Here is a 14,833-nt window from a genome sequence, read left to right on the forward strand (position 1 = left end):
ATGCTATGACTCGACTCAGTGGAAAAGTTGCCATTGTTACCGGCGCCGGTCGTGGTATCGGCCGAGCCACGGCCAAGCTTTTCGCGGTGCAGGGCGCGAAAGTCGTGGTCGTTTCGCGTACGGCTGAAAATGTCGATCAGGTCGTTGCTGATATTCAGTCCGCAGGCGGCGTCGCGCTCGGAATCGTTTGCGATATCGCTGATCCGGATCAGATTAACGCCGCTGTCGACAAGGTGATGGATGCTTATGGACGGATCGACATTCTGGTAAACAATGCGTTCGATCCCTCGGTGGTTTTTTCATCGGTGCTCGAGCTGTCTGCCGAGCAGTTGCAGCGTAATTTTGAAATGGGCCCGATCGCTTATCTGCGAACGATGCAGGCGTGCTATCCCCATCTCAAAGCTAGCGGAGCGGGCAGGGTGATCAACTTCGCTTCCCTGGCCGGTGTTATCGGCATGCAGGGCTACGCGCCTTACAACATGGCCAAGGAGGCGGTACGGGCCTTGACTCGCTCGGCTGCCAGGGAGTGGGGCGCTGACAAGATCACGGTCAACAATGTCATGCCGGTCGCTGATACTTGGGGGACAGCGGTCGATGTGCCTGCGCCCACTAACGTCCTTGGTCGTTATGGATCACCGGAAGACGATATTGCGCCGGTGGTGCTGTTCCTCGCCAGCAAGGATGGGCAGTTCCTGACCGGATACAGCCTCACGCCTGACGGCGGCCAAATCATCGACAGCGCCCGTTAACTATCGCTCCAGGCACCCAACGTCGACTCAACTGAAATCAGGAGACATGCCTTGGCATGTCTTCCAAAGACTCACTGCGTAGAGCGTTCAGCACCAGCGAAAAGGCGGGTGTTGGCAAGCGACGGCTTGGGTAGTACAGGTGATAACCCGAGAACAAAGGGCACCAGTCTTCCAGGACGCGTACCAGACGGCCATCCTCGATATGCGGTGCAAATTCCTCTTCCGGCAAATAGGCGATACCCAAGCCGCTGATTGCCGCCGCCGGGACATGTGCGCTGGTGTTCACAATGACCTGGCCCGTGACACGCACGTTGATCTTTCGACCACGCTTTTCGAATTCCCAGGCGTCGACTCCGCCAAGGGTTGGAAAGCGTATGTCGATGCAGTGGTGATTCACCAGATCCTGCGGTTTCCTGGGCACGCCATTGAGTGCGAAATACGCAGGCGATGCCACGGCAGCCATCCGGACCTGAGGTCCGATGGGAGCGGCGATCATATCTTTATCGACGGTGTCACCAAATCGGATGCCCGCATCGAAGCGGTCAGCGACGATGTCCCGGAAGCCATAGTTGATATCGAACTCAACCTTGATGTCAGGGTATTCCAGGAGCAGTGGAGTGAGTCGCGGAAGGAGGATGGTCTTCAGGACAAAATCACCGCAGGTGATGCGCACCGTACCTGCAGGCTTGTCGCGAAGCTCAGTCAAAGCATCCAGCTCTGACTCGATTTCGTCGAAACGATGACCGATAGCTTGCATCAGGCGTTCGCCGGCGCTGGTCGGCGAAACGCTGCGAGTGGTGCGCGTAAGCAGACGAATTTTCAGCCGTTTTTCAAGTCCGGAAATGGTCTGGCTCAGGGCGGACTGTGTGACACCCAGGTGGGCGGCCGCTCGGGTAAAGCTGCCTTCTCGGGCGACCGTCACAAAGGCCAGAAGGTCGTTCAGGTTATGCCGTGACATCGAAGCCCGCCTATCCAGATTGATTAGCTGTACTTATAACTTCAACAAGCTTTCATTAGATTATCAAGCATGACGTATTCCCAGAGAATAGGGCAAGCCGCACCTGTCGTCGTAGGTATTGCTCATACCACTCGCTGATTCGGACCCTGGAAAGCAGGTCGGTCAGCACCTATTCACTGATGGGAGCACCTCATGAGAAAACTGGTTTTGTTGCTCGGCCTTCTGATGGCGTCGCTCTCCGCACTGGGAGCAGACATGTCCAACGGAGCCGATAATTTTTACAAAAGCGAGAAGGTCACGATGCAAAAGGTGACCTTCAAAAATCAGTACCGGATGAGCACGGTGGGCAATCTGTTTGTCCCTAAAGATCTGAAGCCCGGTAGCAAAAGCGCGGCAATCATCGTGGGCCATCCCATGGGGGCGGTCAAAGAGCAGAGTTCGAACCTGTATGCCCAGAAACTGGCGGAGCAGGGCTTCGTGACACTTGCGATCGATCTGTCGTTCTGGGGTGAAAGTGAGGGTCAACCGCGCAACGCGGTTTCACCAGAAATCTATGCCGAAGACTTCAGTGCCGCTGTGGATTACCTGGGCACCCAAGCATTTGTTGATCGGAACCGGATAGGCGTCCTGGGCATTTGTGGTAGCGGCAGCTTCGTCATTAGCGCGGCCAAGATCGACCCTCGGATGAAGGCCATTGCCACGGTCAGCATGTATGACATGGGCGCAGCCAACCGAAACGGCTTGAAGCACTCCGTCACTGTCGAGCAAAGGAAGCAAGCTATCGCCGCCGCTGCCGAGCAGCGATACGTTGAGTTCACCGGTGGCGAAACCCAGTACACCAGCGGAAGCGTCCATGAACTGACAGACACATCCAATCCCATCGAGCGCGAGTTCTACGATTTCTACCGCACACCACGCGGAGAGTTCACGCCCAAAGGTCAGTCACCGTTGCTGACCACTCACCCGACGCTCACCAGCAACGCCAAGTTCATGAACTTCTATCCGTTCAACGATATCGAGACGATCTCGCCGCGCCCGATGCTGTTCATTGCCGGTGAAAATGCTCACTCGCGAGAGTTCAGTGAAGAGGCCTATCGACTGGCCGGACAACCCAAAGAGCTTGTCATCATTCCAGGTGCGGGCCACGTGGACCTCTATGACCGAGTCGATCTTATTCCGTTTGCCAAGCTGACTTCGTACTTCCAAACCCATCTTAAGTGACGCGCTGAGCCGCGGATCTTTCATCACTCTACGTGCCCAAAAAACGATTCCGACGCCACGCGCACGTTGCTGGCGTTGGAGCTTTTCGTGTTGGAGAACATCAGATGAGCAGCACCACCTTTCCTATCCAGGCCGCGAATCGACAGGTATGGGGAGCTGTCCTCGCGATGTCACTGTGCGCCTTTGCCCTGGTGACTTCGGAGTTTCTGCCGGTGAGCTTGCTCACGCCGATTGCGTCGGATCTCGCGCTGACCGAGGGGCAGGCCGGACAAGCGATTTCCATTTCAGGCCTCTTCGCGGTCGTCACCAGTCTCTTCATTTCTTCGGTCATCCGTCGACTCGACCGAAGGCCCGTTTTGCTTTTCCTGACCGGCTTGATGATTGCCTCGGGCACGCTCGTCGCCTTTGCCCCGAACTACTCGACACTGATGGTGGGCCGCGCCATTTTGGGAATCGCTATTGGTGGCAGTTGGTCGATGTCGACTGCCGTCATGATGCGAATTGCACCTGAGCATTTCGTGCCCAAGGCAATCGCTTTGATCCAGGGCGGCACGGCACTCGCCACTGCAGTCGCAGCTCCCATTGGCAGTTACATGGGTGGGCTGATCGGCTGGCGAGGTGCATTTTTCTGCGTGGTTCCGCTCGCCGCGTTGGCGCTCTTTTGGCAAGCACTCACGTTGCCGAAAATGCCTGGCCAAAATGAGACTGGCTCTGTAACGGATGTGTTTCGGCTATTAGCCAACGCGAAAGTCTCGCTGGGCATGGCAGCCGTGGCATTTTTGTTTATGGGGCAATTCGCGTTGTTCACCTATCTGCGTCCGTTTCTGGAGTTGGTGACCCGCGTTGATGTGTCTGGACTCTCCCTGCTGTTGTTGATCATAGGAATGGCCGGATTGGTGGGTATTATGGTGATCGGCCCGGTGTTGCACAGAGGTCTTCATCGAGTGCTGATGATCATCCCGTTGTTGATGTCGGGGATTGCGGCGGCTCTGCTCGTATTTGGCAGCTCAATGTGGGCGACAGCCGTTCTGCTGGGCGTGTGGGGCCTGATCGCTACGTGCGCACCTGTCGGTTGGTTCACATGGTTATCGCGCACACTTCCAGACGATGCCGAAACCGGAGGTGGTCTGATGGTGGCGGTGATTCAGCTGGCGATCACACTCGGTGCGACCGTGGGCGGGTTGCTCTATGACGGCGTTGGCTACCAGGCAACGTTTATCGCAAGTGGAGTTTTTCTTTTACTGGCTGCAGTGCTCGCGCTGTTTGTCTCGCGATCGGATTTGCCCTCATTGTGATGACAATACCGCAGTAGCTGAACAGATCCTGTCGACCCGTCAGATTTCATTATGTCTGACGTATTTGCGGCCTAGGATGAAGGGCGCACATTCGTATGGCCACGCGTCGAACCCACAGGAAACTGAAAAATGATCCCGAACCTCGTCAAAGTCGTGATGATCGCCGGTGCATTGCTGTTGAGCGCTTGCTCGGGCGTGAGTACCAGCACGTGTTTTTCACAAGGTTGCCAATCTTTCGACGGCCATGGTGCCAACCAGTTGAAGTTCGGCGGAAGTGCGATCGGCAACAGTTTCAGTGAGTACAGTTCGGGTTTGTTGCACGATGACTGAGGTGTGACGCGACGGCGGGGGGAAACCTGTGCCGGCTCACGTCAATGCCTGACGCCCCGTCGACCACCGCGCAGCCGGACGCAGGCTGCGGGGATCGTGCGTGTTGCGGCTATTTCGAGGCGGGCGTTGCTATCCATTGACCGAGAACTTTCTGGTAGTTGCCAGTGACCTTGGCCAGGTGCAGCCACTGATCGACGTACAACTTCCAGGTAATGTCATCTCGGGGTAGCAAGTAGGCTTTCTCGCCGTACTGCATGAATTGGCTCGGGTTCACCGCGCACAAACCGGGTTTTAGTTTTTGCTGGTAGAGCGCTTCCGACGCATCGGTAATCATCACGTCAGCCTTCTTGTCCAGCAGCTCCTGGAAGATTGTCACGTTGTCGTGAAGGCTCAACTGCGCCTTGGGAAGAAAGGCGTGAACAAACGCTTCGTTGGTGCCGCCGGCCGGTTCAACCAGGCGAACCGCTGGTTGGTTGATTTGCTCGACCGTCTGGTACAACGCCTGATCTTCGCAACGCACCAGCGGGATTTTGCCGTCGACGTCCAGCGTGGTGCTGAAGAAGGCTTTTTTCTGACGCTCCAACGTGACCGAGATGCCGCCGACACCGATGTCGCACTTGCCCGCCAGCATGTCAGGCATCAAGGTTTTCCAGGTGGTCTGCACCCACTCGACCTTGACGCCAAGGCTGTCGGCCAGCGTGTGGGCCATGGCGATGTCGATTCCCGAATATTCGCCGTCTTCGGCTTTGTAGGTATAGGGTTTGTAGTCGCCCGTGGTGCAAACCCGCAGTTGGCCTTGCTGGATGACGCTGTCCAGATGCGTTGGCTCCGCCTGAGCAGCAAGCGATAGCGCGAGCAGGCCGCCGATGATGAGTGTGCTTTTTATGGTTTTCATTGTTATCCGGCTTCCGTGATGGATTTGATCAAATTCTCGGCTTGGCGCTTACGGCGCTACGGCGCCTGACGGAAAATACACACTAAATACGGTCCCATCCTCCGGGGTCGAACTCACCGAAACATCACCGCCATGCGCCATGGCGATTTCCCGGACGATAAACAACCCGAGCCCGACACTGCGCACATCACTGTCGGTGTCTGTGCCGCGAGTCATCGGTTCAAACAGAACTGCAATCAACGACGCTGGAATGACCGACCCGTGGTTTTGCACCGACACCACGGCCTGATTCTCTTCCAGTCGCGAGGTAATGGTAATCGGCTGCGCCAAATCGCCGTAGGCCACGCTGTTGGCAACCAGATTGCCAATGATCTGCTGCACCCGATCGGCATCCAGGTTTGCGTTGCCGGAGCCAATGGACTGGTGCAGCAACGCCGCCTCGGGAAACGTCACGCGCAGCTCATCAACGCTCTGTCTGACGAGCGTGTGCAAGTCCTGCGAAGTCGGAGAAACCCCGATTCCACGCCCGACTCGCGCCTGTGCGAAGTCCAGGAGGTCGGCGATCATGCGCTGCGCGCGCTCTGCCGATTGGCTGATGTGGCCGAGCAGTTTGGTTTCCCTGGCAGTGCGCTCGCCTTGAGCGAGGATGTCCGAGGCCATTTTGATGGCGGTCAGCGGGTTTTTCAGGTCGTGGCTGACGATGGCGACCATTTGTTCGGCGAACGAGGCGCGCCGCTTGGCCTTTTCGTAGGACCGGTTCAGCAGGGTCTGCGCGTCGAGCAGGGCGGCATCGGCCGCCATCTTCTCGGACAACAGGCCTTCCGCGAGTTTGCGGGCGTTGAGCAGTTCACGTTCGTACTTGTCGCGGTCAATGGTGCCGAACAGCGCCAGTTCATTAAACGCGCCGTTGGCGTGCTCGCGCCTCACCCCGTTGAGCAACATGGTGACCGTGTGTTTGTCGTGGTGAACCAGATCGAGTTTGACCTCGGCCACGGAGCCTTGCATCTGCATCAGGGGCGCCCAGTGCGTCTGATGGAAAATGCGCCCGCCCATGGTCAGCAGGTCCTGAAAGCGCCGGCCAACCAACGCTTGGGAATCGAAGCCGATCCAGTGGCTGAAGGTTTGGTTGGCACGCAGGATCGTGCCGTCCTCTTTTGTCACCACCAGGCCGCAGGGCGCATATTCGAACAGCGTCTGCGGGTCGGGCAGTGGCGGTTCGTCAGTCGACATGCGGGCTGATCCACGGCGACAGGAAGCTGTCCATGGCCTCGGAACAGGCGCAGGGTGCGCTCATGTGGGGGCAATGGCCGACGTTGGCGACCAGGCAAAGAGTGCTGTTGGGAAGTACGCCATGCAGGTATTCGCCAACGGCAAAGGGGGCGATGAGGTCGTCGGTGGATTGCAGGATCAGGGTTGGCGTGGTCAGGCCCGCGATGTCTTTACGGTTGTCGGACATGAACGTGACGCGCGCAAATTGCTTGGCGATCTCGGGTTCCGTGCGGCAAAAACTGTTGGTGAGTTCTTCGCCCAGCGCCGGCTGCCCGGGTGCGCCCATGATCACCGGAGCCATCGTGCTGGACCAGCCGAGGTAGTTGCTGTCGAGGGTGTCGAGCAGTGAATGGATGTCTTCGAGCTTGAACCCGCCCACGTAGTCGTCGACATCTATATAGCAAGGCGAAGGACCAATCATGACGTGGGCGGCGATAGCGCCGGGGCGCTGACGATCCACCAGGGCGCCGATCATGGCGCTGACGGAATGCCCCACCAGAATCACCGGGCCGGTGGCGAACTCATCGATGAGTTCGCCCAAGTCCTCGGCATACCCGGCCAGTGAATTGTATTTTTCTTTGTCGTAAGCACCGAGGTCCGACTGCCCCGCGCCGACCAGGTCAAACAACACGACTTTGCAACGCCCCGTGAAATGATCGACGAGGTAGCGCCACATGGTTTGATCGCAGCCAAAGCCATGGGAGAAGACCAGCGTCGCCGGACCGTCGCCCATCACGCGTACGTTGTTGCGATGTTGAAGGTCCATGTGAATTTCCCTGGTCGGGCCAAAAGTATTGTTGGCCACCGGGGGAGTTTAGATAGTCGTAGGCATCAGGTCACGCATTGCCTTGGAAAGAGGCGCCCCTACGGGTCGACCCTTTCCGGGCTCAACGTCCCCAACCAGGCGACCAACCCTACAATCAACACCGCCGCCGCCAGTTCCACGATCACGCTGCGCCGTAATGCATTCGCCGCCACCCGGTACTGCCCGTCCCGCAACGACTGCTGCAAAAGCGGCCCAAGGTGGAAGCGGTTCAACGCGGCGAGCACCAGCATCCCGGCGAACAGGGCGACTTTAATGAACAGCAACACCCCGTAAGTGCTCAGAAACACCTCATCGAGCGTCGGCCCCACAATGAACAGGTAGTTCACGACGCCTGTTACCGTGAGGAAGAGCACAACCCATGCACCGACCGTTTCAAATCTTGTTACCGTTCGAGCCAGTAACCGAATGCGTGCTTCGCTTTGCAGGGCATTGATTTTCGCCATCAACGCAAACGCCACCAAAGCCCCCAGCCACACGCCTGCCGCCAGCAAGTGCAGAATATCGATCGTGAAATGCCAGACACGGCGGTCACCTTCATCCATCGCCCCATGACCGCTCCAGGCCAGCGAGGCGAGGGCGATCGCGCCTGCCATCGACGCAACCAGCACGCTGACACCTGGCGCACGAGGGTGGAACAGCATCGCAAGGCCGACCACGACCAAGGCAACCAGACGCACGATCCAGGCGAATCCGACGTCCGTTTCCACAATCATCATCTCGATGTGCGGACGCAGCTCGGCAATGTCCGATTCACCGCTCATGGCGCTCGCCATCACCACCAGGCTGGCGACCGACAGCAGGGCGCCCAACGCTGCCGTGCCCGCCAACATCGAGCGCAACGGCAACACGGTCCCCGACCGCCGCTCCTGACCTTCAAGGCTGTACAGCGCAAACAGCGCCAACCCGAACAACAGCATCAAATCCACATACAGCCCAAACCGCAGTGCAATCCCGAGCGCTTCGTTCATCGATCACTTCACTTTGAACGTGACGTTGCCGGTGATCGGATGAGTGTCTGAAGAGACCGCGCGCCAGTCGACTTTGTAGCTCCCGGCAGGCAGTGGCGCGAGCGGGGTGATGACCATGGTTTTCGGGTCGCTGCCGCCCGAGACCTTGGCCTTCATCGGCATCGGGGAATGCGCCATGCCGGGCATTTCAGTCATGACCAGTTTTGCCCCGGAGAATTGAGTCACCAGGTTTTCGGAGAAGTGCAGTTCGATGGCGCTCGGCGCTGCACCTTCTGCCGCTTCGGCCGGGTTGGAGGAGAGCAGCTTGGGGTGCGCTTGAGCGAGTGCGCTCATCAGCAACCCAAGGGTAACAACGGTGGTTTTGATCATGCGCATGCAAGGCCTCTTACCGCTCGGAGCGGTTGTGTTTTTGGAGTTGGATTAATGCGTTTAAAACCACAGCCGAACGCCGAGGACCAGGCGCGCTTCGCTGCGATCCTCACCGTCGGCGTTGGCGTAGTCGGCGGTTTTGCCGTAGGTGCGATTCCAGGTCACGCCGAGATAGGGCGCGAACTCCCGGCGGATTTCATAGCGCAGCCGCAGGCCGGCTTCGGTGCTGGATAGCCCGGAACCGATACCCCGTTGCGGGTCGTTTTGGCCATAGACGTTCAGCTCGGCTGTCGGCTGCAGAATCAGCCGGTTGGTGAGCAGGATGTCGTAGTCGCCTTCCAGTCGTATGGCGGTTTGGCCACCTTCGCCGATGAACGCCGTGGCTTCGGTCTCAAAGTTGTAGAGCGCCATGCCTTGCAAGCCGAGGGCGGCCCAGGTTTGCGGGGCACCGGGTTTGAAGTCCTGGCGCACGCCACTCACCACGTCCCACCACGGGGAAATCGCATGACCCCAAAGGGCTTGTATTTCGGCGTCTTCGGTCTTGCCGTTGAGGCGTTCGCCTTCGGAGCGCAGCCATAGCCGATCAATGTCGCCGCCGACCCAGCCAGAGAAATCCCAGGCCAGGGCACTGCCGTTGTCCGCGTCCTGCCATTCGAGTTTGTCGGCGAGGAAGTAATAGTTGAGGGCGGTGTCATGCACGCCGTGGCCGGCCGGGCTGGTGAATACGGCGGCGCGGTCGGCCTCGGTCAATACCGGTATCGGCGTGCGACTTTCAGTCGGCGCGGCGGGCTGCATTTGACCGTCGTCCATGCTTTGCAGCTGGCTGTCGTCCATGCCGCTCATCTGGCTATGGTCCATGCCCTGCATGTCATCGGTGGCGGCCATCGCCGGCGAGAGCGTCAGGCTCGCGGTCGCGAGTGCGCAAAAAATCAGCGTCAGTCTGGTCATGGTATCCACCTCATTCTTCCACGCGAACTTCACGGAACATGCCCATTTCCATGTGGTACAGGAGGTGGCAGTGGTAGGCCCAGCGGCCAAGCGCATCGGCGGTGACCCGGTAGCTACGTCGGGTGCCCGGCGGCATGTCGATGGTGTGTTTGCGCACCATGAACCGGCCATTCTCATCTTCGAGGTCGCTCCACATGCCGTGCAGGTGGATGGGGTGAGTCATCATCGTGTCGTTGACCAGCACCACCCGCACCCGCTCGCCGTACTTGAGGCGCAGCGGCTCGGCGTCGGAGAACTTCACGCCGTTGAATGACCAGGCGAACTTCTCCATGTGGCCGGTGAGGTGCAGTTCGATTGTGCGACCGGGCTCGCGGCCATCCGGATCTTCGAAGGTGCTGCGCAGGTCTGAATAGGTCAGGACGCGGCGGCCATTGTTGCGCAGGCCCAGGCCAGGGTCGTCGAGCTTTGGCGTGGGGCTCATGGCTTGCATGTCCACCAGCGGGTTGTCTTTTTCGGTGTCCGGGTGAGACTGCATGCCGGCCATGGCGCTGTGGTCCATGCCCGCCATATCGCCCATGCTGGCGTGGTCCATGCCGGCCATGTCCATGCCGCCCATGCCCATGTCCTCCATGGTCACCAGCGGTCGAGGGTCCAGTGCCGGAATCGGCGCGCTCGTACCGTCTTTAACCGCCAGCGTGCCTCGTGCATAACCGCTGCGATCCATTGATTGCGCGAAGAGTGTGTAAGCCGCTTCGGTCGGCTCGACGATCACATCAAACGTCTCGGCCACCGCGATGCGAAATTCATCGACGCTCACCGGTTTGACGTGCAAGCCATCCGCTGCAACCACGGTCATTTTCAGGCCGGGAATGCGCACGTCGAAGTAGGTCATGGCGGAGCCGTTGATAAACCGCAGGCGCAGTTTCTCGCCGGGCCGGAATACCCCCGTCCAGTTCATGGCCGGCGCCTGACCGTTCATCAAGTAGGTGTAAGTTGCGCCGCTGACGTCTGCCAGGTCGGTGGGGTTCATTTTCATCTCGGCCCACATCGTTCGGTCGGCGACCGTGGACCCCCAACCTTTCTCGCTGACGTCGTGGATGAAGTCGCCCACGGTGCGCTTGTGCTCGTTGTAGTAATCGGACTGCTTTTTCAGGGTCTTCATCAGGCCGACGGCGTCTTCGTCGGTCCAGTCGGTCAGCATCACTACGTAATCGCGGTCGTACTGGAACGGCTCTGGTTCCTTGGCATCGATGACCAGCGGGCCATAAACGCCGGACTGTTCCTGAAAGCCCGAATGGCTGTGATACCAATAAGTGCCGTTCTGCCTGATCTTGAATTGGTAGACGTACACGCCGCCCGGCTCGATTCCGTGAAAGCTCAGGCCAGGCACGCCGTCCATGTTGGCCGGCAGCAGGATGCCGTGCCAGTGAATGGAGGTGTCGACTTTGAGTGCGTTTTTCACGCGCAATGTGACGGTGTCGCCTTCACGCCAGCGCAGCAGAGGACCTGGAAGGCCGCCGTTGATGGTCATGGCGGTGCGTGGATTGCCGGTAATGTTGACCGCAGTTTCGCCGATCGACAGATCGAACTCGGTGCCCGCCAGCACTTGAGGTTCGCCGGGGCTGGTGACCGCCCAGACAGGCGTGCGCCATAAACCTAGGCCCGCGAGCAATCCGCTCGCGGCCAGGCCTTTAACGAAAGTGCGTCTTGTGGTGCTGGAGTGCATGCCGTTTACCCGGTCCGTCAACGTGGGAAGTTGACGGAGAGGCTAACGAGCGCTGCCTTTCAGAAGTCTGAGGCGGGGATTACAGTTTTGACAGGTTCACGCCGGGTTTACTTGCGTACAGTGTTTTTGCCGGCTGATGCCATCGTGCCGCTGCCACAATTGATGTACGAAGAGGACTTCAGCCAGCGCTGATCCGGATAATAGGAAAACAGAAGCTGCCCATCTTTCATCGAATCGATCAGCCGACGAGCTACCGCCGGTCGGACCGCGGGGCAGCCGAGGCTCCTGCCGATCCGCCCGTTGATGCGGGCAAGTACCGGACTGACGTAAGGTGCGCCATGAATGACGATTGCGCGGTCAAGCGCGTTGTCGTTGAAACCGGGTTCCAGGCCTTCCATGCGCAACGAGTAGCCGTTCTGTCCGACATAGCTCTGTTGCGTACGATACAAGCCGAGACTGGTGGCAAAACTCTCGTTTTGATTGGAGAAGTTGACGGCCATGTTTTCGCCGCTGTTGCGTCCATGGGCGACCAGTTCATGAAACAGTAACTTGCGCTTCTTTAAATCGAACACCCACAGGCGTTGTTCGGTCGAAGGCAGCGAGTAATCGATGATCGCCAGTCTTTGCACAGGGGCAGCGCCTTGAGCGATGCTGCATTGTGAAGCGCGGACGGCGAGGTTGATGACGTTGGCGTTAGCGTTCGGCGCCGCTTTGATGAGGGCGGCCGAGAGCGAATCGGCGTAGGCTGACGGTACGGACATTGCAGTCAATAGCAGGCCCGCAAGTAGATAGCCAAAACTTAGTGGCGCCATATAGATGTCTCATCATGTTAAGTTCGAGTCTAGCAGGGGCATTAAAAGCTGGACGTTGAATGCGGGAGATTAAGGATTATTCATGGTGCTTTTAACAAGGTTATTCTTCATAAGCCGCATATTTTTTATGGGCTTTCTGATCAGCGGCACGGCTGTTGCGGAAACTTCGCCGATTGAGCCTGTAGATGCGCCTATCTCCATTATCGAGGCGGCAGCGGACGATAACGTCGCTCAATCGATTCAGGCCTCGCTCGAGCCCTTGAAAAGCGCGTTTCCACCGCTGCTCACGGCGCCACGCTATCGGCGGGTGGACGTCAGTCGTCTGGTCATGGATTTTTATACGCACCGTGCTTATCGCGCCGCGTGGACCAATGACAGCGATGTCGCGCAATTGATCGCCAGCCTGAACGCGACCGAGGCCGATGGCTTGATCCCGGCGGATTTTCATGTCGATGAATTGATCCGCTCCCACACCGCGATGCAGACGACCCCGGCAACGCCCGCGCAGCGCGCGGCGTTCGATGTGGCGACCACGCATACGTTTATCACCGCGCTGTTGCAACTGCGCCGGGGCAAGGTCGATCCTTCGCGGCTCGATATTCACTGGAATTTTGATTCCAACGGCGTCGATCCCCGTGACGACGTCAACGCCTTCTTCGCCGCGCTCGACCATCACGACGTGGCGAAGGCGTTTGCTCAAGCGCCGCCGCAAGAAGCGGTGTACGTCGGCTTGCGCCAGGCCCTGGCGCAATTGCGTGGTATTCGGGACCGGGGCGGTTGGCCGAAAGTGGCGGTGGACCATTCACTCAAGCCAGGCATGGACGAACCGGCTGTCGCACAGTTGCGGGCGAGGATGGTCGCAGCCGGTTTTCTCGATCCGCGATTGATCCACGGCACGAAATACGACGGCGCCGTCACCGCCGCGGTGAAAAAGTATCAAAACGAGCAATACCTGGGGGCGGACGGCATGGCGGGGGGGACAACACTGGCCGCCCTGAACGTACCCGTGCAGGCGCGAATCGATCAGGTGCGGGTGAACATGGAGCGGGCGCGCTGGCTGCTCTACAAGCTCCAGGGCACCTTCGTCATTGTCGATATCGCCGGCTATAAAGTGGCGATGTACCGCGATGGTCAACCGATCTGGCGGTCCCGGGTGCAGGTCGGTAAAACGGCTCGCAACACGCCGATCTTCCAGGCGCAGATCACCTACATCACGTTCAACCCGACCTGGACCGTGCCGCCCACGATCCTCAAGGAGGACGTGCTGCCCAAGATCCAGAGCAATCCCGGCTACCTGGCCGCCAACCGTATTCGCGTGCTGGACCGAGAAGGCAATGTGCTTGATCCCTCGACCGTCGACTGGAGCAACCCGCGCGGGCTGACTCTGCGCCAGGACGCAGGACCGGACAGCTCGCTGGGTCAGGTGGTGATCCGTTTTCCCAACGAGTATTCGATTTACCTTCACGACACACCGCACCGCGAGCTCTTTGCCAAAACCGTGCGCGCCACCAGTTCCGGCTGCATTCGGGTAGAGAATCCGCTGCAACTGGTGGAGCTGTTGTTCAACGACCCGGTTAAATGGAATCGCGAAGGCATTCAAAAACAGTTGGCCAACGGCAAGACCGAGAACATCCGGCTTCCGGTCAAAGTGCCGGTGTTGCTGGCCTACTGGACCGTTGATCTGGGAAGTGACGGGCGAGTGGCATTCAAACCTGATGTGTATGGGTACGATGAGCCGGTATTGCGGGCACTGAACCGGCCTTCGCCGCTGCCTGTGCTGGATTTGCACTCGGCAGTGGGTTCGGTGGCGTCGACGCGGCAGTAGTAGCGGGCGACCTTGAGGTCGCCCGCAGGTCTCAGAGCTCCAGCCCCTCTTGCACCACCGCCAGCAGGTTATGCTCGGTCAACGCCACCGCATCCGGTTGTTGCCCGGATTGCTCGATCGCCTGCAACCACCAATGCGTTTCGCCGTGTTCGCCTACGGTGCGCAGTAAAGCAAGCTCTCTGTTTTTAGCGTGAATCTCGATGCGGCCCGCACCATCTTCGGTGAAGCGTGCAACGGGATCGAAAGTGATGCGATGGTTATTGCCCTCGATCTGCAATTGATCGATCGCGTAGTCGAACGTCTCACCGTCTGAATCGCACTCGAAGACGTGAGTGGGATTGCGCCGCAGGACCAGGCCCATTTCGGTTACTGGCACCAGCCACACCTCGATCTGACGGTACAGCTCGTAGACCTGGCTTGGCCAACAGTCGATCACCTGATCAGCGCTGGGTTGCCGGGTTTGTTTCAACCTCGCGGCGAGTTCGTCTGCCTTACTCATTTCAATTCCTTGTGGGGGTCTATGAGTAATCGTAGCCGCTTCAACGTAACTCTGGTTTTGCCCTGCGTCATGTCAGCCACACATGCGTGACAAATCATGTCTTGGCAAATGCTCAGTTCCGCGACACCGCTAGTTCTCTGCGC

15 protein-coding genes are annotated in these 14,833 nt (G+C 58.8%); 5 read left to right on the forward strand and 10 right to left on the reverse strand.

What is annotated here, in order from left to right; genetic code table 11:
• Positions 1-5 precede the first annotated feature (5 nt).
• Complete coding sequence (locus ACM6I0_RS21365; RefSeq protein WP_285435694.1) at positions 6-749, forward strand: SDR family NAD(P)-dependent oxidoreductase; 744 nt, start codon at positions 6-8, stop codon at positions 747-749.
• 37 nt (positions 750-786) lie between these two features.
• Here ACM6I0_RS21365 and ACM6I0_RS21370 read toward each other — a convergent pair whose 3' ends face one another.
• Complete coding sequence (locus ACM6I0_RS21370; protein WP_414923179.1) at positions 787-1,707, reverse strand: LysR family transcriptional regulator; 921 nt, start codon at positions 1,705-1,707, stop codon at positions 787-789.
• A 192-nt stretch (positions 1,708-1,899) separates the two neighbouring features.
• Between ACM6I0_RS21370 and ACM6I0_RS21375 the strand changes: the two genes are divergently transcribed.
• From ACM6I0_RS21375 to ACM6I0_RS21385, 3 genes are all read left to right on the forward strand, one after another.
• Positions 1,900-2,928 carry an alpha/beta hydrolase gene (locus ACM6I0_RS21375; protein ID WP_414923180.1) on the forward strand — a complete coding sequence of 343 codons (1,029 nt, stop codon included), beginning with the start codon at positions 1,900-1,902 and terminating at the stop codon, positions 2,926-2,928.
• A 104-nt stretch (positions 2,929-3,032) separates the two neighbouring features.
• Complete coding sequence (locus tag ACM6I0_RS21380) at positions 3,033-4,223, forward strand: MFS transporter (RefSeq protein WP_414923181.1); 1,191 nt, start codon at positions 3,033-3,035, stop codon at positions 4,221-4,223.
• Between the two features lie 129 nt (positions 4,224-4,352).
• The gene (locus ACM6I0_RS21385; protein ID WP_285435688.1) at positions 4,353-4,553 is read left to right on the forward strand and encodes a hypothetical protein; all 201 of its coding nucleotides are present in this window, start codon (positions 4,353-4,355) and stop codon (positions 4,551-4,553) included.
• 109 nt (positions 4,554-4,662) lie between these two features.
• Here ACM6I0_RS21385 and ACM6I0_RS21390 read toward each other — a convergent pair whose 3' ends face one another.
• From ACM6I0_RS21390 to ACM6I0_RS21425, 8 genes are all read right to left on the reverse strand, one after another.
• A complete protein-coding gene (locus ACM6I0_RS21390) occupies positions 4,663-5,448 on the reverse strand; it encodes a transporter substrate-binding domain-containing protein (RefSeq protein ID WP_414923182.1) in 786 nt (261 codons plus the stop codon).
• Between the two features lie 48 nt (positions 5,449-5,496).
• The gene (locus ACM6I0_RS21395; RefSeq protein ID WP_414923183.1) at positions 5,497-6,678 is read right to left on the reverse strand and encodes an ATP-binding protein; all 1,182 of its coding nucleotides are present in this window, start codon (positions 6,676-6,678) and stop codon (positions 5,497-5,499) included.
• On the reverse strand, positions 6,668-7,483 hold the full coding sequence (locus ACM6I0_RS21400; protein WP_414923184.1) for an alpha/beta fold hydrolase: 816 nt from the start codon (positions 7,481-7,483) through the stop codon (positions 6,668-6,670). Before ACM6I0_RS21400 ends, ACM6I0_RS21395 begins: the two co-directional genes overlap by 11 nt.
• 98 nt (positions 7,484-7,581) lie before the next feature.
• Complete coding sequence (copD, locus tag ACM6I0_RS21405) at positions 7,582-8,511, reverse strand: copper homeostasis membrane protein CopD (RefSeq protein WP_414923185.1); 930 nt, start codon at positions 8,509-8,511, stop codon at positions 7,582-7,584.
• A gap of 3 nt (positions 8,512-8,514) precedes the next feature.
• Positions 8,515-8,886, reverse strand: a complete 372-nt coding sequence (copC, locus tag ACM6I0_RS21410; RefSeq protein ID WP_414923186.1) for a copper homeostasis periplasmic binding protein CopC — start codon at positions 8,884-8,886, stop codon at positions 8,515-8,517.
• Positions 8,887-8,940: 54 nt separating this feature from the next.
• On the reverse strand, positions 8,941-9,828 hold the full coding sequence (locus ACM6I0_RS21415; RefSeq protein ID WP_414923187.1) for a copper resistance protein B: 888 nt from the start codon (positions 9,826-9,828) through the stop codon (positions 8,941-8,943).
• A 10-nt stretch (positions 9,829-9,838) separates the two neighbouring features.
• Complete coding sequence (locus tag ACM6I0_RS21420; RefSeq protein WP_414923188.1) at positions 9,839-11,554, reverse strand: copper resistance system multicopper oxidase; 1,716 nt, start codon at positions 11,552-11,554, stop codon at positions 9,839-9,841.
• 107 nt (positions 11,555-11,661) lie between these two features.
• The gene (locus ACM6I0_RS21425; protein ID WP_414923189.1) at positions 11,662-12,366 is read right to left on the reverse strand and encodes a murein L,D-transpeptidase catalytic domain family protein; all 705 of its coding nucleotides are present in this window, start codon (positions 12,364-12,366) and stop codon (positions 11,662-11,664) included.
• An 82-nt stretch (positions 12,367-12,448) separates the two neighbouring features.
• On the opposite strand from ACM6I0_RS21425, the gene ACM6I0_RS21430 reads away from it, so the two are divergent.
• Positions 12,449-14,191, forward strand: a complete 1,743-nt coding sequence (locus ACM6I0_RS21430; RefSeq protein ID WP_414923190.1) for a L,D-transpeptidase family protein — start codon at positions 12,449-12,451, stop codon at positions 14,189-14,191.
• Between the two features lie 31 nt (positions 14,192-14,222).
• Here ACM6I0_RS21430 and ACM6I0_RS21435 read toward each other — a convergent pair whose 3' ends face one another.
• Positions 14,223-14,690 (reverse strand): hypothetical protein, encoded by a 468-nt coding sequence (locus tag ACM6I0_RS21435; protein WP_285435675.1) that lies wholly within the window; start codon positions 14,688-14,690, stop codon positions 14,223-14,225.
• Between the last annotated feature and the right edge of the window lie 143 nt (positions 14,691-14,833).

Origin of the sequence: Pseudomonas sp. IT-P294, from assembly GCF_949767865.1 — a bacterium.
Classification (GTDB): Bacteria; Pseudomonadota; Gammaproteobacteria; order Pseudomonadales; family Pseudomonadaceae; genus Aquipseudomonas.